24 protein-coding genes are annotated in these 20,698 nt (G+C 68.3%); 16 read left to right on the plus strand and 8 right to left on the minus strand.

Annotated features, from left to right (window positions below):
- The 5 genes from ACH4TV_RS47820 to ACH4TV_RS47840 all read left to right on the plus strand — a co-directional run.
- On the plus strand, positions 1–607 hold a 607-nt coding region (locus ACH4TV_RS47820), incomplete at its 5' end, for a hypothetical protein (protein WP_398407775.1).
- 155 nt (positions 608–762) lie between these two features.
- Positions 763–1,947: a hypothetical protein gene (locus ACH4TV_RS47825; RefSeq protein ID WP_398407776.1), complete on the plus strand. Its 1,185-nt coding sequence runs from the start codon at positions 763–765 to the stop codon at positions 1,945–1,947.
- A 321-nt stretch (positions 1,948–2,268) separates the two neighbouring features.
- Complete coding sequence (locus ACH4TV_RS47830; protein ID WP_398407777.1) at positions 2,269–3,354, plus strand: integrase core domain-containing protein; 1,086 nt, start codon at positions 2,269–2,271, stop codon at positions 3,352–3,354.
- Between the two features lie 1,031 nt (positions 3,355–4,385).
- The gene (locus ACH4TV_RS47835) at positions 4,386–4,544 is read left to right on the plus strand and encodes a hypothetical protein (RefSeq protein WP_398407778.1); all 159 of its coding nucleotides are present in this window, start codon (positions 4,386–4,388) and stop codon (positions 4,542–4,544) included.
- Between the two features lie 450 nt (positions 4,545–4,994).
- On the plus strand, positions 4,995–5,177 hold the full coding sequence (locus ACH4TV_RS47840) for a hypothetical protein (RefSeq protein ID WP_398407797.1): 183 nt from the start codon (positions 4,995–4,997) through the stop codon (positions 5,175–5,177).
- 276 nt (positions 5,178–5,453) lie between these two features.
- Here the strand turns inward: ACH4TV_RS47840 and ACH4TV_RS47845 are convergent, their stop codons facing one another.
- The gene (locus tag ACH4TV_RS47845; protein WP_398407779.1) at positions 5,454–5,696 is read right to left on the minus strand and encodes a hypothetical protein; all 243 of its coding nucleotides are present in this window, start codon (positions 5,694–5,696) and stop codon (positions 5,454–5,456) included.
- Here ACH4TV_RS47845 and ACH4TV_RS47850 point away from each other — a divergent pair.
- From ACH4TV_RS47850 to ACH4TV_RS47860, 3 genes are all read left to right on the plus strand, one after another.
- Positions 5,695–5,877 carry a hypothetical protein gene (locus ACH4TV_RS47850; RefSeq protein WP_398407780.1) on the plus strand — a complete coding sequence of 61 codons (183 nt, stop codon included), beginning with the start codon at positions 5,695–5,697 and terminating at the stop codon, positions 5,875–5,877. The genes ACH4TV_RS47845 and ACH4TV_RS47850 overlap by 2 nt on opposite strands.
- 976 nt (positions 5,878–6,853) lie before the next feature.
- Positions 6,854–7,207 (plus strand): hypothetical protein, encoded by a 354-nt coding sequence (locus tag ACH4TV_RS47855; RefSeq protein ID WP_398407781.1) that lies wholly within the window; start codon positions 6,854–6,856, stop codon positions 7,205–7,207.
- A gap of 77 nt (positions 7,208–7,284) precedes the next feature.
- Positions 7,285–7,827: a TetR/AcrR family transcriptional regulator gene (locus ACH4TV_RS47860; RefSeq protein WP_398407782.1), complete on the plus strand. Its 543-nt coding sequence runs from the start codon at positions 7,285–7,287 to the stop codon at positions 7,825–7,827.
- Between the two features lie 30 nt (positions 7,828–7,857).
- Here ACH4TV_RS47860 and ACH4TV_RS47865 read toward each other — a convergent pair whose 3' ends face one another.
- Together ACH4TV_RS47865 and ACH4TV_RS47870 are read right to left on the minus strand one after the other, a co-directional pair.
- Positions 7,858–8,139, minus strand: a complete 282-nt coding sequence (locus ACH4TV_RS47865; protein ID WP_398407783.1) for a hypothetical protein — start codon at positions 8,137–8,139, stop codon at positions 7,858–7,860.
- A gap of 93 nt (positions 8,140–8,232) precedes the next feature.
- Positions 8,233–10,266 (minus strand): PhoX family protein, encoded by a 2,034-nt coding sequence (locus ACH4TV_RS47870; RefSeq protein WP_398407784.1) that lies wholly within the window; start codon positions 10,264–10,266, stop codon positions 8,233–8,235.
- A gap of 363 nt (positions 10,267–10,629) precedes the next feature.
- Here ACH4TV_RS47870 and ACH4TV_RS47875 point away from each other — a divergent pair, with 363 nt between their 5' ends.
- The 5 genes from ACH4TV_RS47875 to ACH4TV_RS47895 are packed head-to-tail and all read left to right on the plus strand — an operon-like array spanning position 10,630 to position 15,171.
- Complete coding sequence (locus tag ACH4TV_RS47875) at positions 10,630–11,589, plus strand: PstS family phosphate ABC transporter substrate-binding protein (RefSeq protein ID WP_398407785.1); 960 nt, start codon at positions 10,630–10,632, stop codon at positions 11,587–11,589.
- On the plus strand, positions 11,586–12,536 hold the full coding sequence (pstC, locus tag ACH4TV_RS47880) for a phosphate ABC transporter permease subunit PstC (protein ID WP_398407786.1): 951 nt from the start codon (positions 11,586–11,588) through the stop codon (positions 12,534–12,536). The genes ACH4TV_RS47875 and pstC overlap by 4 nt, the downstream gene beginning before the upstream one ends.
- Positions 12,536–13,438, plus strand: coding sequence for a phosphate ABC transporter permease PstA (gene pstA / locus ACH4TV_RS47885; RefSeq protein WP_398407787.1), 903 nt, complete (start codon positions 12,536–12,538; stop codon positions 13,436–13,438). Before pstC ends, pstA begins: the two co-directional genes overlap by 1 nt.
- A 56-nt stretch (positions 13,439–13,494) precedes the next feature.
- The gene (pstB, locus tag ACH4TV_RS47890) at positions 13,495–14,343 is read left to right on the plus strand and encodes a phosphate ABC transporter ATP-binding protein PstB (protein ID WP_398407798.1); all 849 of its coding nucleotides are present in this window, start codon (positions 13,495–13,497) and stop codon (positions 14,341–14,343) included.
- A gap of 57 nt (positions 14,344–14,400) precedes the next feature.
- Positions 14,401–15,171: a winged-helix domain-containing protein gene (locus ACH4TV_RS47895; RefSeq protein ID WP_398407788.1), complete on the plus strand. Its 771-nt coding sequence runs from the start codon at positions 14,401–14,403 to the stop codon at positions 15,169–15,171.
- A gap of 102 nt (positions 15,172–15,273) precedes the next feature.
- On the opposite strand, the gene ACH4TV_RS47900 is transcribed toward ACH4TV_RS47895, so the two are convergent.
- A complete protein-coding gene (locus tag ACH4TV_RS47900; RefSeq protein WP_398407789.1) occupies positions 15,274–16,662 on the minus strand; it encodes an FAD-dependent oxidoreductase in 1,389 nt (462 codons plus the stop codon).
- 68 nt (positions 16,663–16,730) lie between these two features.
- Positions 16,731–17,411 carry a low molecular weight phosphatase family protein gene (locus tag ACH4TV_RS47905; protein ID WP_398407790.1) on the minus strand — a complete coding sequence of 227 codons (681 nt, stop codon included), beginning with the start codon at positions 17,409–17,411 and terminating at the stop codon, positions 16,731–16,733.
- Between the two features lie 165 nt (positions 17,412–17,576).
- Between ACH4TV_RS47905 and ACH4TV_RS47910 the strand changes: the two genes are divergently transcribed.
- On the plus strand, positions 17,577–17,978 hold the full coding sequence (locus ACH4TV_RS47910) for an ArsR/SmtB family transcription factor (protein ID WP_398407791.1): 402 nt from the start codon (positions 17,577–17,579) through the stop codon (positions 17,976–17,978).
- 97 nt (positions 17,979–18,075) lie between these two features.
- On the opposite strand, the gene trxA is transcribed toward ACH4TV_RS47910, so the two are convergent.
- The 3 genes from trxA to ACH4TV_RS47925 are packed head-to-tail and all read right to left on the minus strand — an operon-like array spanning position 18,076 to position 19,825.
- Positions 18,076–18,399: a thioredoxin gene (gene trxA, locus ACH4TV_RS47915; protein WP_398407792.1), complete on the minus strand. Its 324-nt coding sequence runs from the start codon at positions 18,397–18,399 to the stop codon at positions 18,076–18,078.
- 35 nt (positions 18,400–18,434) lie between these two features.
- On the minus strand, positions 18,435–19,415 hold the full coding sequence (gene trxB / locus ACH4TV_RS47920; protein ID WP_398407793.1) for a thioredoxin-disulfide reductase: 981 nt from the start codon (positions 19,413–19,415) through the stop codon (positions 18,435–18,437).
- Positions 19,412–19,825, minus strand: coding sequence for an arsenate reductase ArsC (locus ACH4TV_RS47925; RefSeq protein ID WP_398407794.1), 414 nt, complete (start codon positions 19,823–19,825; stop codon positions 19,412–19,414). The genes trxB and ACH4TV_RS47925 overlap by 4 nt, the downstream gene beginning before the upstream one ends.
- A gap of 92 nt (positions 19,826–19,917) precedes the next feature.
- Between ACH4TV_RS47925 and ACH4TV_RS47930 the strand changes: the two genes are divergently transcribed.
- Positions 19,918–20,232 carry an ArsR/SmtB family transcription factor gene (locus ACH4TV_RS47930; RefSeq protein WP_398407795.1) on the plus strand — a complete coding sequence of 105 codons (315 nt, stop codon included), beginning with the start codon at positions 19,918–19,920 and terminating at the stop codon, positions 20,230–20,232.
- On the plus strand, positions 20,229–20,698 hold a 470-nt coding region (locus tag ACH4TV_RS47935), incomplete at its 3' end, for an arsenic resistance protein (protein ID WP_398407796.1). The genes ACH4TV_RS47930 and ACH4TV_RS47935, both read left to right, overlap by 4 nt.

Consider the following 20,698-nt stretch of genomic DNA (forward strand, 5'->3'; position numbering starts at 1 on the left):
CATGACGTTCATGTACGTGTGGGGTCTTCTCCCGATGTGGACGCAGGCGGTCGAACCGAATGGCGCTTCCACACAGCAGCTGCTGGAGGACACCGGCAGGCGTATCGGACGGGCAGCGATCGGCCGGACCGTCGCCAACACCGCCGGCATCTACTTCGCCGGAGCCGTCGTCTACATGCTGGTCTTCCCCAGCCGGCCCGCGCTGCTGGTACCTGCCGCAGTGACGCTCGGCGCAGCCATGATCGCGACGGGACTTAAGACCTGGACCAGGTTGCGCAAGCTGTCCACACAACTGCACACGCACATCCAGACCTTGGAACGGGACCTGGCGATGATTCCCTCCAGCCAGGACGCAACCCGCGAGAAGCAGGATGCGGCGCGCCGGAGCTGGGACGCCGTGCAGCGGGACCTGTGGACGTCTGTTGACACCGGCTATGGCATCTTCGGCATCCCGTTCGTGCCTCGCGAGACGGCTCGTGACCTCGGGGTCCGCACGGAGCTGGCGATCGAGGCGCTGGAACACGACCAGGACGCGGCGCGGGACGTGCTGATCGATCTCGCCACGATCAAGGAGGCGTGCGGTGACCGGATCGACTCCGTGGCGTGAATCGGCCAGAAGACAGATGGACCTACCCGACGGCTAACGGGATGTGCCCCGTGCGCTCGCGTGGCCGGCGGGGAGGTCACGTCGCAGACAGTCACCACACTGCAGGGATGTGAAAGGGACGGGAACGTCGGGAAGTCGGTCGCTAGGGTCGCTGCATGAGCCTGCACGACGCGGACGGTTCCTGGCTGCCCGAGCACCAACTCCACGTGGTGGAGACACTGGCCCACGTCGACCACACGATCGAGCGGCTGCTGCGCCTGACGCACGACTACACGGAACGCGGGACGATCACGTTCGCCGAAGTGAGCAACGGTGACCGTGTGGATGCCGTGGTCCGGGAGGTCGCCCCGCTCCCGCAGGCGATTCCCCGGCTCGTGGCCGACGCCCTCACCCAGCTGCGCGCCGCGCTGGAACACACCCTGTACGCCGAGGTCGAGGCCACGCTTGGACGCTCCCTGACGGAAGAGGAAGCGAAGACAGTGGAGATGCCGGCCACGTGTGACGTCTCCGCTCTCACCCAGTGGCTCGGCAACCCGAGGCGACGGCGGCTTCCGGCGCTGAACGCCGGCACGCCGCTCGCGCAGCGCATCGAGCGACTGCAGCCGTTCCAACGCCGTACCCCCAACGAGCATCCGCTGCGGCTCCTGGCCGTCTACACCAACGTGGCCAAGCACCGCGCCCCCGCTGTCGCGGCGACCCGGCTCGGCGCCGTGCACCCCGACGATCCGCACAGTGACCTGACTGTCGCCCTTCCCCTCAAACACGGGCCCCAGCCGGGCGACGGGCTGCCCTTGCGGGAAGGCGACATCCTCGCTAGCGCGCCGCGCGGCGCCCGCATCCCCTTCTCCGTATGGCCGACGGTGTCCCTGCAACGGCCCCACACCGGTGTGTGGGCCATCGCCGCCGACGAGCTGAAGCTTCTCGAAGAGTGGGTTCGCACCGTGGCCGTCCCCGTTCTGGTCACCGGACGTCACGACGTGAGCCCGCTGCCGCCGCAACTCGACATCACCGTCGGACACCGGGACGTACGCGACGCCCTGGCGACGGCGGGCCGCACACCTGCGGTCGTCCGGAGCCGGGACAGGATCGCAGCCATCACCGGCCGCGACGGTCGCGCCGATTTCCTCGCCTTCTTCGCGGAACGGCCAGAGGCGGAAACAGTGCGGGCATGGCTCGACTCGCTGGACGACCCACAGGTCATCGAGTACGTCCTGCACCTGCGCACGGTAAACGGCCGGCCGCGTGAGCTGATTGAGGCGGGAAGCGAATTGGTCAACGAAGCCCGCAGGTACAAGGAACGCATCGGGGAACAGTCCGGCCCGGGTGGGTCAGACGCATAGGACGAGCCTTCCATGCTGCAAGGCTCGATGGCCGGCTGCCGAGAGCCTGTGAGTTGGGGGCAGGAGGGAACAAGAACGCAGGCAGGACCTTCAGACGAAACGCGGCCGTGCACGGCCTCTGTCCGACCGGCTGCAGGGCGTTGGCGGTTTCCCGGAGGGCCGCACAAGGACGCGGATCACCGCACGGTCAGGTTCGTGCGGTAGTAGGCCGCCGCCAGCCACAACCGCTCGGCCAACGGCAACCTGTGCCGTTCGGAAACTCATCGCTGCTGCTCGGAGCGGGTCTGGCGTTCCATCAGGGTCTGCTGGAACCCTGTCCAGGTGATCGTCTCTCTGGTGTATCAGGTGGCTCGGAAGCTGCTCGCGTTCCCGGCATTGCTGTTGGGTCGGGATGCGACCAAGGACGCGGAACTGCTTGTGCTGCGACACGAGAACGCGGTGCTGCGCAGGCAGCTCACGAGGCCTGTGCGGTACGAGCCGGCGGATCGGCTATGGTTCGCGGCGCTGTCGTCGCTGATCCCCCGGTGCCGGTGGGCGAACGCGTTCCCGGTGACGCCCGCGACGCTGCTCGCATGGCACCGCAGGCTGATCGCTCGGAAGTGGGACTACAGCAAGCGCCGGGCCAGGCCCGGGAGACCGCTGACCGCGCGAGTGGTGAAGGCGCTGGTGCTGCGGCTGGCCAAGGAGAATCCGCGGTGGGGCTGCCGACGGATCCAGGGCGAACTCATCCGGCTCGGACACCCGGTCGGCTCGACGACGGTCTGGGAAATCCTCACAGCGGCGGGCATCGATCCGGCCCCGCGCCGGGGAGGCCCGACGTGGCGCGAGTTCCTGACCGCGCAGGCCGAGTCCGTCATCGCCTGCGACTTCCTATACGTCGACCTGATCGACCTGCGCCGCGTGTACGCGCTGGTGTTCCTCGAGCACGACACACGCCGACTGCACATCGCCGGCGTGACAGCCCATCCCACCGGGCCCTGGGCGGTACAACAGGCGAGAAACCTCGCCATCGAGTTAGGTGTGCGGGTGGACTCGCTGCGCTTCCTGATTCGCGACCGGGACGCGAAGTACACTGAGTCCTTCGACGCAGTCTTCGCGGCCGACGACATCGAGGTCGTGCCGACAGCGCCTCGAACGCCCCGGATGAACGCGCACTGCGAACGGGTCATCGGAACCCTGCGGCGCGAGGTCCTCGACCACCTGCTCATATGGAACGAAACCCATGCCCGGCAGATCCTCGACGCCTACGCCCAGCACTACAACCGTCATCGCTCACACCAGGCCCGGGCACAGCTCCCTCCCCTCGCCCACGAACACCCGAAGCCCATGAGTGCTCCGACTACTCACCGGCTCCTGCACACCCGAATACTCGGCGGCGTGATCAACGAGTACAGATACGCCGCCTGACCAGCAGCGACGAGTTTCCGAACGGCACAGGTTATGAAGGCGCCGCTGCGATCGGCTGTGCGGTTCTGGCTTCTCGCCGAGCACATCTGGGGGCGATGCGGATTCGGCTGACGCGTCTGCCAGCGCACATCTGGATGTGCGCATGGATCGTTCACACGTACGCCGGTAGGTGAGAATTGTGCGCTGCAAAGGTGGTGGGGGACAAGTATTGCCTTGAGGAGTACGGGCTGGACACGGCTCGGCACCACCGTCGGGCCAGTGTGCCGGTCCATTTCGAGCCCCGGGCCCTGGATCTGCTGTTTCACCTGTCGAGCGCCGGGATCGGGCGGTGTCGAAGAACGAACTGTTCGAGGAGTCGTGGGGTGATCGCTTTGTCAGCGAGGAGGCCCTCACCGCGGCGCTGCGGACCGTGCGTCTGGCCGTGAGGGACACCGGCAGCGAGCAGCGACTGTTCCGTACGGGTGCATCGGCGGGGCTATCAGTTCATAGTTCTGGTGACGGTGGTCGAGGCCGGTCTCCCCGCCGGATCCGGCCTGGGGCCCGGAGCTGAGTCGGCAGCAGCGGGTGGGCGGGACGGCGCGGGACGTTGGGTCACCCGGTTCTGCCGGGCCGACGACGGTACCCGCATCGCCTATGCCAGCGTCGGATAGGGCCAGCCGTCGCTCAAAGCGGCCAACTGGCTGACCCCTCTCGACTTTGAGTGGATGAGCCCGGTGTGGTCATACGGGGGGCTCGCCCGCAACCGCCAGCTGATCGTCCTGCTCGGGGTGTCCCAGGGTGATGTGGTGGCCGTGGCCTATGGCGCGCCATCCCGATCGGGTCAGCCGGCTGATCCTCACCGGGCGTACGCCCGAGGACGGTTGGTGCGGGCGTGGAACGAGAGTGAACGCGAGGAGGCGGACCTCGATATGGATCTGGCCCGGGTGGGTGGATCCACCAGGACCTCAGCTTCCTGTGGGTCTGCGCCTCCCAGTTCCTGCCCGAGGGCACGCCGGGGGGACTGGGAGGAGTTCAGCGACTTCCAGCGGCGGATGACCTCACCGAGCAACGGGGTCCGTTTCCTGGAGGAGTTGGTCCGGATCGACGTGTCCGGCATTGCTCACTGGGTGGACTGCCCGACACTGATCATCCACTCGCGCGACGACGGGCGGGCGCGGGCCCCGCAGGCCATTGAGCTGGCCGCTGCATGAGTTGGAAGTATGCGGCCCGTTCCCGGTGCAGTTTCTTCCTGCCCTGCGGCTTCGTCCGGTCCTTTGCGGATCTCGAAATCCATCGAACACCCCTGTGAACTGGGGTGTTGCAACAACCGCTAGAACTGAAGGAGCGGGGGGCGAACGTCTTCGCCGGCCCGGGCGCGGTGTTCGGCATGTTGGTCGCAGAGGCGGCAGGAGCCTGGGCACGGGCTGGGTACTGGGTCAGTATGCCGCCGCCCTCGCCCCTGTCCTGCTACGGCAGCCGGATGAAACCGGCAGTGCCGGCACTGTCACATCCCCCGCCGGGGAGATCACTGACGCCGAGCGCTCTGCCGTCCGCATCCGGTATCTCCTGACTCCGGATTTGCACCACTGGTCCGGTCCGGTAAACGGCTCCGAGCGAAGGCCGCGCCAGCTGCACTGGCTACCGTGTCCACGGTGACCTGGATGAAGAAGACTCAAACTACCGGCAGCGACGATCGCGGACTGTCCGCATGGGCGTTCGCGGCACTCATGCTGGGGGCGTTCACCGTCGTGGTGGTGTGCGCCCTGGTGGGCGGCTGGGCCGGGTTGATCGGCATCGTTGTGACTGCTGTCGTCCTCATCGGCTTTGCGGCCGCTCGCCTGTAGGGCCGTTCCCCCAGGGACCCTGTGCACTCTTCGCCGACGCGGCGACGATTCGCACCAATGAACCCATCACCATTGTGCCGATGCCCCCCCCAAGACCGAGTTCCGGCCCGTCAACCCTGCGCGCGACGGCCGGGCCGCACGCGACGCCGGGCGGACAAGCCGCTCAGCCGCAGAGAAAAGTGCGGTTGCGGTGTCGTATCCGGCGCATACGGTGCTGCTATGGATGCGCACTCCTGAGGCCCGAACGGGCTCGTTCCTGTCCACGTTATTCAGCCACTACGGTCGCACGGAGGCTGACCCGCTGGACCGTTCGCGCTGGCGGCGGGCATGCCAGCGGCGTCGCAGCCAGTCGCCGGTTTCTCCGATCGTGACCAGCAGAGCGGCTGACGCGGCGCACGGGGCGAGCTGTGCGGGCTGGTCGAGGGTCTGGCTGAGCAGCCAGAGTGTGAAGGTGAGGGCCGTCCACCACGCGAGGACCGACAGAGCTGCGCGCCGCCGGCGCGGCATGGGCTTCACCATGCCCCGGGCTTTCGACGCCGTCGTCGAGGCCGAGGGTATCGAGATCGTCACTACCGACATCCACATTCCCCGCATGAACTCCATCATGGAAGGCTGGGTGCAGACCTGTCGGCACGAACTCCTGGAACGCACCCTGATCTGGAACCTGCCCCATACGCTCACCGAGCTCGAGTCGTTCTAACAACCAACATCGGCCGCACCGCACCGCACCCCGCGCAGCGCGGCACCCCTGTGGCCAGTTCCCGAACCGATCCCCGAACCCGGCCGACTCCACCGGCCGGACATCCATCGACGCGATCGCCTCGGCGGCATCCTCCACGAGTACGCACATGCCGCCTGATCAGCGCGGACGTAATAATCGGGACCCGCAGGTTTCGCTCTACGAGGTCCAGCACCTCCTTGGGCGCGAGAGCTTTCAGACCACCCAGCGCTACGCGCACCTTCAACCGGACGCGCACGAGGCCGTTCTTGGTGCCTGGGAGCGCCTGGACGTTCCGCTCACCATCGCCTCATGGACAGGGCGGAGGCGCTCGCCTGGTCAGGGGTACTGTGCGACCTCCCCTTGGGGCGGCAACCAGCTCCCCTTGCTGTCGAACGGCCAGGGGTGGTTGTAGAGATCGCCCTGAAGGAGCTCGTGCAGAGCCTCACGGCTGGCTGGAGGATCCGGCGGAGTGGCCAGCGGCGCTGACAGTGGATCAATCCGGTCTGCGTATGCCTCAGCCCATTGAAACCACTCCAGCTCCTCCGCCGCAGCGGACGCGCCGTCGGCTCTCGTTCGGGCTGCGCGGCAGAAGGCGCGGATCTCGTTGGCCTGATGCAGTGCCTCCACCTGCTCGACCAGGACCTTCGCTCGATGTCGCTCGACTTGCTGCTCCCGTGCCTGTGCAACGGCCGCGTACCAGCGGCGTCGCGAGCTCAATGTCGTACGGACCAATGTCTACTCAAGGGGGACCGGCGGAGGGCCTCCGCTTCCTGATCTCGATGGTCGGACCGCACGGCTTCCTCAAGGATGCGGAGAGCGGCGCGGCCAAGCTCGGGCGGGTACTGGAAACCGGTGTCCCGCTGATCGCCGACCCACAGAGCGTGCGATTGTCGGACGGCGCCGACGAAGAGCGGCAAGTCGCGGTGTCGGCCTTCAGGCTGGAGGACGAGCGGGGTTGCCCCACGGGGTCGCGACACTTTTTCTCGACATCACGGAACAGCACAAGGCCCGTCGCCGTACGGAGATCAGCCACGACGCGTCGGCCTGGATCGGCGGTTCGCTCGATGTCAGTCGCACCGCGCAGGCCATCGACGAGGTGCTGGTTCCGGCTCTGGGAGACTTGGCGAACGTCGACGTGGCCGAAGCCCTTCTGGAGGGTGACGAGCCTCCGGAAGGGATGTATCCACGTGAGTGGCTGCCCATGCGGCGGGTGGCGGTGAGTTCTGCTGACGGAGTGTGGCCGGAGGGCGTCGTCGGGGTGCGTGATGCGATTCCGCAGCAATTCAGGGTCCGGAGCGCGGGACGTTGAGAGGGGACAGTATGTGGGCTGGCAGTTTGGGCCGGGACACCGGAACGCAACGCTGTAGGGGACCGCGGACAGATGCTGTGCGCAACCGGGCCAGGATCCTCGGCGCGGCTCAGGAGATGTTTGCTGAGCAGGGGCCGGAGGCGTCCTTGGACGAAATAGCCCGCCGCGCGGGGATCGGCAATGCCACCCTCTACCGGCACTTTCCGGGACGAGAGGCTCTCCTGGCAGGAGTAATCGAGCGGATCGCGATGGTCTGCGCTGATGCGGCCGAGAACGCCGCCGGGCAGGAAGGCGATCCGTTCGTCGCTCTCAGCCACTTCGTGCAGGCCGTAGCCCACGAGAGACTTGCCGCCCTGTGCTGTTTGTCAGATGGACTCGTCGAGGTACGCCCGGAACTGGCTTGGCAGAAGGATCGGCTGGTGCGTGCCGCGCAGCTGTTGCTGACCCGTGCTCAGCAGGCGGGACAGGTGCGCGCGGACGTGTCTCTGGAGGAGATCATCATGGTCGTCGCCCAGCTCAGTCGTCCGCTGCCGGGCGTCAGTTGGTCGGCCACCGACCGATTGGCCCTGCGTGTCGTCCAGCTGTACTTGGACGGTCTGATTGCCTCGGATCCGGTCTGACGGCGCTGCCCAGCGGCGAACCGTTCTTCTTCACCGTCTGGGCTCCTGAAGGAGGTCCGGGCGGCCTGTATTCGTCGAAGCTGCCTGATCAGGTGAGGTGGTCGGCGAGTTCGCGTTCCAGAGCGGCCTTTGGCCTGCGCCCACGATGGTCTGGACGACCTCGCCGTCCTCGTCGAGGGGAATGCTGATGCCGAGCTGGAACTCGTCGCCTTGCTGACTCACGATCTCCGCGCCGTCAGCCATCCTGAAATCGCGTTTATTGCACATGAGTCGATTGTGTCGCTCTGCACTGACGATGCTCGATATGCCCATGTCGGACCGGAGGCGTCCTGCGGCGGGCAGTAACTCAACAGGTGTCCGGGGCACAAGCCGTCATCTTGTGCCCCGGACCGGAGTCACCCACTGCTAGTGCCGCTTCTCCTTCCACACCGTCACGACCGACGGCCGCGGAATGCTGCCCGGCCCGTCGGGCCACCGTGAGCCCGGGTTCTCTGCCGTGGCGCCGTCGGTCTCGCCCGGGTGCTGGGGGGCGATCAGGATGCGGTCCTCGGTGATGATCGGGCCGCAGCACTCGGCGCCCTTGGGCATGGTCATGAACTGCTTGACGTGGCCGCGCTCGGAGCCCTTGACGGGGACGGCGAACAGGCCGTCGTGGTAGCCCAGGGCGGCGCCGTCGGTGGCGATCCACAGGTTGCCGTGGGTGTCGAAGGCGACGTTGTCGGGGCAGGAGATCGGGCTGACCTTCGACTTGTCGAAGCCGGCGAAGTACGTCGAGGGGTCCTCGGGGTCGCCGCAGACCAGCATCAGGCGCCAGCTGAAGGACGTCGAGGACGCGTCGCCGCGTCGCTCCTCCAGTTCCAGGATGTGGCCGTGCTTGTTGGCGTTGCGGGGGTTGGCCTCGTCGGGGCCGGCCTTGCCGGTGGCGCCGCGGTCCTTGTTGTTGGTCAGGGCGACGTACACGCGGCCGGTGGTCGGGTGCGGTTCGACGTCCTCGGGGCGGTCCATCTTCGTCGCGCCCGCCTTGTCGGCGGCCAGGCGTGTGAAGACGTACACCTCTTCGGCGGTCATCCCGGGCACGTGGGACACCGAGCCGGACGCGAGCGGGATCCATTCGCCGCTGCCGTCGAACTCCCCGTCGCTGGGCAGCTTTCCGGTGCCGTCGATCTCCGTGGCCGGGCTGTCGCCGGCGAACTTGGCGACGTAGAGGGTGCCTTCGTCGAGCAGGCCCATGTTGTGCTCGCGGGCGGCTCGACTGCTGCCCTTCTTGTAGGCGTGCTTGGAGACGTACTTGTAGAGGTAGTCGAAGCGTTCGTCGTCGCCCATGTAGAGGGCGACGCGGCCGTCGGGGGTCAGGCGGGGCTCGGCGGCCTCGTGCTTGAAGCGGCCCAGCGCGGTGCGCTTGCGCGGGGTGGACATCGGGTCGTACGGGTCGATCTCGACGATCCAGCCGTGCCGGTTGGGCTCGTTGGGCTCCTTGCCGATGTCGAAGCGGTCGTCGAACCGCTCCCACTGGCGCTGGCTTGCCCCGGCCGGCAGGCCGTAGCGGGCCAGGCGTGACTTCGTGACCGGGTCGGTGACGGCCGCGGCGTTGGCGAAGTACTGGTTGAAGTTCTCCTCGCCCGACAGAACGGTGCCCCACGGCGTGGTGCCGCCGCCGCAGTTGTTCAGGGTGCCCAGGACCGTGCGGCCGGTGGGGTCGGCGGTCGTCTTGAGGAGGTCGCCGCCTGCCGCCGGGCCGGTGAAGCGGATGGGGGTGGTGGCGGTGATACGGCGGTTCAGCGGGTCGCCGGTCACCGGCCACAGGCGGCCGGTGCAGTCGTCCGCGCGGACGACCAGGACGGTCAGGCCGTGCGCGGCCCAGGCGGTCTCGACCTGTTCGCGGGTCGGGGTGGCCGGGACGTAGCCGAAGAACATGATCTCTTCGTTGGTGTACTCGTGGTTGACCACGAGCAGTTGGTGGCCGCGGCGGCGGGGCAGGTCCAGCAGGGCCATGTAGTCGGCGTTGTAGCCGAACTGGCGCGCCTGCGCCTTCGCGCTCTGCGCGCGGGCGTCGAAGCGGGGGGCGCCGGCCAGGACTGGGTCGCCCCAGCGGATGACGACCTGCTGGGCGTAGCCGGCGGGGATCGTCACGGCGTCCGCCGTGTTCGGGGCGACCGGCTCGAAGTCGAGGCCGCGCGGTGGGCGGCCCCCGGAGGCCGGTGCCGGTGCCGCGGCGGCGGGTGAGGCCGCGAGTGCCGTCCCTCCGGCGGCCAGCGCCAGCACGACGCCGCCTTTGAAGACGCCTCTGCGGGACAGGGCGCGCTGTACGACGTCGCCGAAGTACGGGTTGAGCGAGCGGTTGGGCGCGTCATGGGAGCAGGCGTTGCCGCAGCGGTATTCGCAGGTCAGGGCGGACCGGGCGGTGTTGTGGCCGGCGGGCAGCAGGGGAAGGTCGGGCACAGTTCCTCCACGCATTCGGGTACGGACGCGAGGCCACCGGTGTATAGGTGGATGTCGATGAATGACGCTAGGCGGGCTCCTGGCGCGCCGAGGCGGCCGAACGGTGAACTCCGTTCGAACTCTGGCCGCACTCCGTCCTTCGCTCCCGGCCTATTTCCGGAATGCCCGCCGTCACTTAAATCAAGATCGATCTATATAGATGGGTGGCTATAGTTCACGAGGGGAGGGCTTCCCGTGCACCGTCCGTTCATATAGCCAGACTTCGATTCAAGATGTCAGAACGGGGCGCACAGCGCACCGATCCAGCCGCCGGCGCACCCGGCAGACACGCGAGGGTCGAGAGTCGTGAACATTTCCCTGTCAATGCGTCGAGCCAAGGCTCCTCTGGCTCTGACTGCGGTCGTCATGCTGGCCGCGAGCGCGTGTGGCGGTGCTGACGCGGGCTCCGGGAGCGGCGAGGGCGGCAAGCTGGCCGGCAACATCAAGGTCGACGGCTCCAGCACTGTGGCTCCGCTGTCCACGGCGGCGGCGCAGCTCTTCCAGGCGGAGAACGCCGGGGTCAAGGTCACTGTTGGTACGTCCGGTACCGGTGGCGGCTTCGAGAAGTTCTGCGCGGGCGAGACGGACATCTCCGACGCGTCGCGTCCGATCAAGGACGAGGAGAAGGCTGCCTGTGAGAAGAAGGGCATCAAGTACGAGGAGTTCACGGTCGCCAACGACGGTCTGTCGGTCGTGGTGAGCAAGGACAACGACTTCGCCGACTGCCTCACGGTCGAGCAGTTGAAGAAGATCTGGGAGCCCGGTTCCAAGGTGAACAACTGGAACCAGGTCGACTCCAAGTTCCCCGACCAGAAGCTGGAGCTGTTCGGCGCGGGCACCGACTCGGGCACCTTCGACTACTTCACGGACGCCATCAACGGCGAGGAGGGCGCCTCCCGTACGGACTACTCGCCGAGCGAGGACGACAACGTCACCGTCCAGGGTGTCTCCGGTTCCAAGGGCGGCATGGGCTACTTCGGCCTGTCGTACTACGAGGAGAACCAGGACAAGCTGAAGGTCCTGAAGATCGACGGCGGTGACGGTTGCGTCGAGCCGACCACCCAGACCGTCCAGGACGGCACGTACAAGCCGCTGTCGCGTCCGCTGTTCATCTATCCGAAGGCGTCCTCGCTGGAGAAGGCCGAGGTCGAGGCGTTCGTCGAGTTCTACGTCGAGAACAACGCGAGCATCGCCGAGAAGTCCCTGTACGTGCCGCTCAACTCCACCCAGGAAGCTGAGCTGCAGAAGGACCTCGAAGCCCTCAAGGCCGCGCACACGTCATGAGCTCATCCGTCACCGGGCGGCAGACCGCTTCAGGAGGCCCCGGCTTCCTGAAGCGGTCCCAGCCGCGCTACGGCGAGAAGGTCATCAAGGTCCTCCTGGTGGCCGCTTCTCTGGTCTCGGTGCTGACCACGGTCGGCATCGTCATCGCCCTGATCCCGCCGGCCGGCGAGTTCTTCGGCAAGGTGAACTTCGGCGAGTTCATCACCGGCACCAACTGGGCGCCCCTGTTCAAGCCGCCGCACTTCGGCGTGATCCCGCTGGTCACCGGCACGCTGATGGTCACCCTCATCGCGCTGCTGGTGGCCGTACCGCTGGGCCTCGGCGCGGCCGTGTACCTGAGCGAGTACGCCAGGCCCCGCGTGCGCAGTGTCTTCAAGCCGATGCTGGAGGTGCTCGCGGGCATCCCCACTGTCGTCTACGGCTTCTTCGCCCTGAAGGCACTCACACCGCTGCTGCAGGACATCTGGCCGGCGGGGGACCCGCCGCAGGTCTTCAACGCCCTGTCGGCCGGCTTCGTCATGGGCATCATGATCATCCCGACGATCGCCTCGCTCGCCGAGGACTCCATGGCGGCCGTGCCCCGGGCCCTGCGCGACGGCGCCTACGGGCTGGGCTCCTCCAAGATGCAGGTCTCCACTCGGGTGGTCTTCCCGGCCGCGCTCTCGGGCATCGTCGCCGCCGTCGTGCTCGGCATCTCCCGCGCGCTCGGCGAGACGATGATCGTCGCCGTGGCCGCGGGCGGACGGCCCAACCTGTCCTTCAACCCGCTCGAAGGCATGCAGACGATGACCGCGTTCATCGCCGCCGCCGGCATCGGCGACCTGCCGACCGGGTCCACCGGCTACCAGACGATCTTCGCGGTGGGCTCCCTGCTCTTCGTCATGACGCTGGTGATGAACCTGGTCAGCATTCGCCTGGTGCGCAAGTACCGGGAGGTGTACGAGTGATGAGTACCGACGTCATGGACAAGGCCCCCGCCACGGAGGCGCCCCGCCTGAAGGGCAGGGGCAAGTCCTGGCGCGAGCGGTTCTTCGAGCTCAGCCTCCGGGCGTCCCTCGCCGTGGGCGTGATCTTCCTCGCCTCCCTCCTCGCCTACGTCGTGACCGAGGGCTGGCCGCGCCTGGACTCGCGGATCTGGACGAACTTCCCGGACATCATCGACCCGACCAACGCCGGCGCCCAGTCGGCGATCATGGGCACGGTCTGGGTCATCGCCTTCACCGCGGTGTACTGCCTGCCGACCGGCATCCTCACGGCGATCTACCTGGAGGAGTACGCCGACCCCACCCGCTGGTGGAACCGTCTCATCGAGATCAACATCCAGAACCTGGCGGCCGTTCCGTCGATCGTCTACGGCATCCTCGGCCTCGGCGTCATCTCCCGCGGCCTGGGCTTCGGCCAGACGGTCATGACCGCCTCGCTCACCCTGTCGCTGCTGGTCCTGCCCACCGTGATCATCGCGTCCCGGGAGGCGATCCGCGCCGTACCGCAGTCCATCCGGCAGGCGTCCCTCGCGCTCGGCGCGACCCAGTGGCAGACCATCTGGCGCCAGGTACTCCCGGCCGCCGTGCCCGGCATGGCGACCGGCTCGATCCTCGCCCTGTCCCGCGCCATCGGCGAGGCCGCCCCGCTGCTGCTGCTCGGCGGGCTGACCTTCATCACCTTCAACCCCACCGGCGTACAGAGCCAGTTCACCGTCTTGCCGATCCAGATCTTCAACTGGATCAGCCAGTCCCGCGCCGAGTTCACCGCGCTCGCCGCCGCCGCGATCGTCATCCTGCTGGTCATCCTGCTGGCGATGAACTCCGTCGCGATCTGGCTCCGCAACCGCTACTCCCGCCGGTGGTGACCGCCATGACCACTCAGCCCACCGACCAGCTCCCCGAGCCCGACCAGGAGGCCGCCATGCCCCAGCCCTCCGATGCCGCCGGCGGCACCCGGACCCCTCAGGTCGCCTACCGCCAGGCGCCGTCCCTGACCGCTCCGGTCTTCGACGTCAGCGGCCTGTCCGTCTTCTACGGCGACCACGAGGCCGTCCGAGACGTCAACATGACCATCGGACAGCGCCAGATCACCGCGATGATCGGCCCCTCCGGCTGCGGCAAGTCCACCGTGATCCGCTGCTTCAACCGCATGAACGACCTCGTCCCGACCGCCCGCGTCGCCGGGAAGATCCGCTACCACAGCGAGGACCTGTACGGCCGTGACGTCGACCCGATCGAGGTGCGCCGCCGTATCGGCATGGTCTTCCAGAAGCCGAACCCGTTCCCGAAGTCGATCTACGACAACATCGCCTACGGCCCGCGGGTGGGCGGCTTCAACGGCAACCTCGACGACCTCGTCGAGGAGACCCTGACCCATGCCGCCCTGTGGGAAGAGGTCAAGGACAAGCTCAAGACCTCCGCGCTGGCCCTGTCCGGCGGTCAGCAGCAGCGGCTGTGCATCGCCCGCACCATCGCGGTCAAGCCCGAGGTGATCCTCATGGACGAGCCCTGCTCGGCCCTGGACCCGATCGCCACCGCGAAGATCGAGGACCTCATGGAGCGTCTCGCCCAGGAGTTCACGATCATCGTCGTCACCCACAACATGCAGCAGGCCGCCCGCGTCTCGCACCGCACGGCCTTCTTCACCGCCGACGTCGACGACAAGGGCGTACGCCACGGCCGGCTCGTCGAGTACGACGAGACCGAGCGGATCTTCTCCAACCCCTCCGACCAGCGCACCGAGGACTACATCTCCGGCCGCTTCGGCTGAGTGATGCCCACTCCGACGTCCGCCCCTTTGCGCGCTGCACGTGAAGGAGTACTACGGGTGACTCCCGAGGCACACCCGCCACCGGTGACCGCGCCAAGCGGTGCCGGTGGCCCCGGCGACGGCAAGAGTCCCGACCTGCTCCTTGCCGAGCCCGACGAGGAACTCGCCGCCAAGGCACTGGCCCGCTTCGAGGGCGCGGGCATCCGCACCCTCGTCTGCCACGACGGCGCCGAGGCGCTGCTGCAGGCCGGCGCGCTCCATCCGGGCGCGGTGCTGCTCGGCGCCCCGCTGCCGGTGGTGGACGCCGCCAAGGTCACGGAGCTGATCGCCCGGCTCCATCCGGTGCCGGTCCTGGTGGGGGCCGGGCCCGAAGGGGCGGCGGAGGCGACGGCGGCGGTGGCGGCCGGCGCGATCGCCTTCGTCGCCCGTCCCTACCGGATCGAGGAGATCGCTCCCCTGCTGAGGGCCGGACGCGGCGACGGCGACGACTCGGCCGCCCCTTTGAAGGTCGGTGACATCGAGCTTGATCCGGCGGGCTTTCACGTCTATGTACGCGGGCACTCCCTCCAGTTGACGGTCCGTGAATTCCTGCTGCTGCGCTACTTCATGGAACGCCCCAACAAGGTCATCAGCCGTGCCGAGCTGATGCGGGCCCTGTGGGGCACGGACACTCTGGAGAGCAACACCCTCACCGTGCACGTACGCCGGGTGCGCACCAGGTTGCGGGAGGAGGGGGGCAGTTGCTGCACCATCGACGCCATCCGCGGCATGGGGTACCGGCTGGAGTGCGGCACCGGATGCTCGCCGGAGACCGCCTCGACGGCCTGAGGGCCGGACCTGCGGTGGGTGCCTGACGGACTCGGGAAGGTGAGAGCGGGGGCTTCACAGACTCCGGCCGACGGGCTGCTTGGCGGTGCCCCGCCGGCCGGTTCACTTCCCCGCGTGCTCCCTCGACCAGGCTTGGGCGGCTGCCTGGACAGCGTCCCAAGGGGAGCCGAGCGGAGGCGTGTAGGACAGGTCGAGGTCGCTGACGCCGTCCACGCTCATGCCGTGGAACAGCGCGGTCGCGTACGTGTCGACGCGCTTGGAGATCTCGGCGGTGCGGCGCCCGACGAGCTGGGCGCCCAGCAGCAGGCCGCTGCCGCTGTCGCCGGTGACACGGGCCGCGATCGGCGTGGCGCCGGGGTAGTACGCCTTGTGGTCGTCCGGGGCGCTGGCGGTGGTCACCGGTGTCCAGCCCCGGCCGGCCGCGAGAGCCTCGTGCTCGCGCAGCCCGGTCCGCGCGGCGACCAGGTCGAAGACCTTCACCACCTGCGTGCCCAGGCTCCCGGCGAAGCGCCGGTCGCCGCCGAGGGCGTTCTCGCCCGCGACCCGGCCCTGCTTGTGCGCGGTCGTGCCCAGCGGCAGCCAGGTCTCGCCGAGCAGGCGGTGGTGGGTGATGGCGCAGTCCCCGGCGGCGTACACGCCCGGCAGGGACGTACGCATCCACTCGTCGACGGCGATCGCACCGCGGAAGCCGAGGTCGGCGCCGGCCTCGGCGGCGAGCGCGGTGTCGGGGCGTACGCCGACGACGACCAGGACGAGGTCGACGAGACGCGTCACGGCCTCGCCGTCCACGCCGGCGGCCTCCACCCGCAGCAGGCCGTCGGCCTCCCGGGAGACGGCCTTGACGGTGGTGCCGGTCAGCACGTCGACCCCGTGCTCGACGAGTTCGGCCCGTACCAGGGCGCCGAGTTCGCCGTCGACGGTCGGCAGGACCTCGGGCAGCGCCTCGATCTGGGTGACGGCGATCCCCCGCGTGGTCAGCGCCTCCGCCATCTCCAGGCCGATGTAACCGGCCCCGATGATCACGGCGCCGGCGGGCTGACGCTCCTCGATACTCCGTTCGAGGGCGAAGGTGTCGCCCATGTTGTGCAGCAGGTGCACGCCGTGCTCCGGTCCGAGGTCGGCGAGGCCGTCGATGGGCGGCCGGACGCTGACCGCGCCGGTCCCGACCACCAGGGCGTCGTACGCCAGTTCCTCGCTCCGCCCGTCCGCTCCCTGCACCGTCAGCCGCTTCCCGGCCGGGTCGATGCGCGTGGCACGGGTGTCGACGCGCACCTCCATGCCGGTGGCCGCGAGGTCGGCGGCGGTGCGGTGGGCGAGGTCGGTCCAGGGCGAGACCTCGCCGGAGATGTAGTAAGGGATGCCGCAGATGGAGAAGTTGGGGTAGGCGTCGGCCACGATCACGGTGACCTCACCGGCCGGGTCGAGCTCCCGGGCGCGAAGGGCGGCACTGATGCCGGCATCGCTGCCGCCGACGGCGATCACACGGGTCACGGAAGGGCCTCCTGGAAGTGGCGATGGGCGCGCCTACGACGCTACAAACCGCCCCTCACCTGGACTACTCATACTCGGGGAACCCTTGTCGGCAGGAGTTCACCCACCAGTGCGTCGACTCGGGTAGCGAGGCCGTCCCGTACCGCTCGCGCGCTCTCGATGTCCAGGCCGCTCAGCTCCGGCAGGTCCCAGTCCAGATAACGGCGCCCCGGCCGGACGGGGCAGGCATCCCCGCAGCCCAGCGTGACGACGACGTCGGCGGCCGTGACGACTTCGCGGGTCAGCGGCTTGGGGAACTCCTCGTCCGCGTTCATGCCCTGCTCGGCGAGCAGCCGGAGCACGACCGGGGTGATCTCCGAGCCGGGCTCGGAACCGGCCGTCAGCACCCGGATCCCGTCCCCGGCCCGATGCCGCAGCAGCGCGGCGGCCAACTGCGAACGCCCGGCGTTCTCGGTGCACACGAACAGCACCTCCGGCAATGGCTTCGGCGACAGCCCCATACCGCGGGCCAGCGCCCCGAGCCGCTGGTCGGCGAACCGCTCGACCAGAACGGGCACGTGGGTGGCGACGTGCGCTTTTGCCGACAGCACCCAGGAGCACTCCTCGACATACCGCTCCACGGTCTCCCGCGAGAACGCCCTGCCGTGACGGACGGCAAGGCGGGCCGTGATGCGTTCGAGTACGGGATCGATGTCCCGCAGCGGCGGTGCTGCTCGGCGGCCTCGGCCGAGAGGGCTTTGCTCGTCCATGGGGCGACTCCTCGGTCTGCGGCTCCCACACCACTCTCACCACGCATAATAGGCACGTATCTATATATTTGATAGACGTCCACCTAAGTGAACGCTTGGTGAACAAGGGCTTCGCTGTGACTTCAAACATACGGTTGGCGCGAGGCCCCCACTTATGGTGAATAGATGGCTATCTCTGAATTGGGCGCCACTGAGGAAGCGGGCGAGGCGGCAGCGGAGAGCTGCAGTCCCGGTCTCGCGTGCCTGCTCATCGAGCGCGACGAGGCCGAGCGGCTGGCCCTCATGCTCAAGGCCATCGCCGACCCCACGCGGCTGCAGATCTTCCGCATTATCGAACGCGCGCCGGCCGGCGAAGCCTGCGTCTGCGACCTCGCCGACTGCCTGGGCTTCCGGCAGCCGACCGTCAGCCACCACCTCAAGATCATGACCGAGGCGGGCCTGCTGAACCGCGAACGCCGCGGCACCTGGTCCTGGTACTCGGTCAACTACGACGGCCTGAACAGGGTGCGCGCGATACTGCAACCGTCGGTCGGCGCACTGGCGACCCAGGCCCTCGACCGGGTGTAGCCGCACCCCGCCTCAGCTTCAGCCGCCGTCTGCGCGGCCGTACGACGCCCGAGGACCGGCCCGTCCCGTCGCGGAGCCGGTCCTTCTTCGTTGCCGCTCAGCCGAGGTGGTCGGCCAGTTCACGCTCCAGCGCGGCCTTCGGCTTGGCGCCGACGATCGTCTGCACGACCTCGCCGCCCTTGTAGACGTTCATCGTGGGGATCGACATCACGCCGTACTTCACGGCGGTGTCCGGGTTCTCGTCGATGTTGAGCTTGACGATCTCGATGGCGTCGCTGTGCTCGGCCGCGATCGCCTCCAGAGAGGGGGTGAGCTGGCGGCACGGGCCGCACCAGGCCGCCCAGAAGTCGACGAGCACGGGCTTGTCGCTGCCCAGGACGTCCTGCTCGAAGGATGCGTCGGTGACGTTCTTGAGGGCCATGCGGGTCTCCTCGTACAGGGGTGGGACGGGTGCCGTCAGACGGCGGCGAGGGCTGCAGCCTCGGTGGGTGCGTCGGCGAGGGCGGCGAGGTATCGCTCGGCGTCCAGTGCCGCCGCGCAGCCGGAGGCGGCAGCGGTGATGGCCTGGCGGTAGGTGTGGTCGACGACGTCGCCGGCGCCGAAGACGCCCGGGATGTTCGTCCTGGTCGACGGTGCCTCGACCTTGAGGTAACCCTCGCCGTCCAACTCCAGCTGGTCTTTGAGGAGCTCGGTGCGCGGGTCGTGGCCGATCGCGATGAACAGGCCCGTCACGTCGAGGTCGCGGGTCTTGTCGGTGAAGACGTCGCGCAGCACGACTCCGGAGAGCTTGCCGTCCTCTTCCTTGATCTCGGCGATCTCGCTGTCGAAGGCGAAGGAGATCTTGTCGTCGGAGAAGGCGCGGTTCTGCATGACCTGCGAGGCGCGCAGGGTGGAACGCCGGTGCACGACGGTGACCGAGCGGGCGAAGCGGGTGAGGAAGGTGGCCTCCTCCATCGCGGTGTCGCCGCCGCCGACCACCACGATGTCGCGGTCTCGGAAGAAGAATCCGTCGCAGGTCGCGCACCACGAGACGCCGCGGCCGGACAGCTCGTCCTCCTTGGGGAGGCCGAGCTTGCGGTACCCGGAACCGGTCGCCACGATCACGGCCCTGGCCCGGTGCACGGTCCCGGAGGTGTCGGTGACGGTCTTGATGTCCCCGGTCAGATCGACCTCGACGATGTCGTCGTCGACCATCTCCGCGCCGAACTTCTCGGCCTGGGCCCGCATGTTTTCCATGAGGACCGGGCCGTCGATGCCCTCCGGGAAGCCCGGGAAGTTCTCGACCTCGGTCGTCGTGGTCAGCGCGCCGCCGACGAAGATCGCACCGCCGAAGACGAGGGGCCTGAGCTCGGCGCGGGCGGTGTAGAGCGCGGCCGTGTAGCCCGCGGGACCCGAGCCGATGACGATGACGTTGCGGATGTCCGTACTCGTGCTCATGCCTGGGGCTCCGGCGCGATCTCCTTGATCAGGCCCTCGATGAGCACCTTGATCTCGTCCCGGATCGGACGCACGGCCTCGACGCCCTGGCCCGCCGGGTCCTCCAACTGCCAGTCCAGGTACCGCTTGCCGGGGAAGACAGGGCAGGTGTCGCCGCAGCCCATGGTGATGCAGACGTCCGACTCCTTCACCGCGTCGACGGTGAGCATCTTCGGGACCTCGGCGGAGATGTCGATGCCGACCTCGGCCATGGCCTCGACGGCGGCCGGGTTGACGCCCGCGCCCGGGTTGGAGCCGGCGGAGCGGACCTCGACGCGGTCCCCGGCCAGGTGGGTCAGCCACGCGGCGGCCATCTGGGAACGGCCGGCGTTGTGGACACAGACGAACAGCACGGAGGGCTTCTCGGACATCTGGAGGTCTCTCTTGTCTCGCGACGGCATCAGGCCCGAATGAAATCAGCACCCGGTGGCATCATCGGCCACTGATGTGACAGTATCAGCCCATGATGACGTCAGCCAACACTGAACTGATGCGGGTTCTGGCCGACCCGCTCAGGCTCCAGATCGTGACCCTGCTCGCCCACGAGACCCTGTGCGCCACCCACATCGTGGCGGAGACGGGCGCGCGGCAGACGAACGTCTCCAACCATCTGAAGGTGCTGCGCGAGGCGGACGTCGTGGAGACCGAGCCCTGTGGCCGCTTCACGTACTACAAGCTCCACCCCGAGGTGCTGGACGCCCTCGCCGGCATGTTCGGCGAACTGGCCAACACCGCGCGTACGACCATCGAGACCAACCGAAAGCGAGCCTGTCCGTGACCCCCACCGAAGCACCCACGACCACCGAGGAGTCCTCGGTCGTCGCGAAGCTGTCGACACTCGACCGCTTCCTCGCGGTGTGGATCCTCGCCGCGATGGCCCTCGGCCTCGGCCTCGGCCGGCTGATCCCCGGCCTCAACGACGCCCTCGCCAAGGTCGAGATCGGCGGCATCTCGCTGCCGATCGCCGTCGGCCTGCTGATCATGATGTACCCGGTGCTGGCCAAGGTCCGTTACGACAAGCTCGACGCCGTCACCGGCGACCGCAAGCTGATGATCTCGTCTCTGGTCATCAACTGGATCGTCGGCCCGGCGGTCATGTTCGCGCTGGCCTGGATCTTCTTGCCGGACCTGCCCGAGTACCGCACCGGCCTGATCATCGTCGGCCTCGCCCGCTGCATCGCCATGGTCATCATCTGGAACGACCTCGCCTGCGGCGACCGCGAGGCAGCGGCCGTCCTCGTCGC

Origin of the sequence: Streptomyces sp. NPDC020898 (genome assembly GCF_044333925.1) — a bacterium.
Classification (GTDB): Bacteria; Actinomycetota; Actinomycetes; order Streptomycetales; family Streptomycetaceae; genus Streptomyces.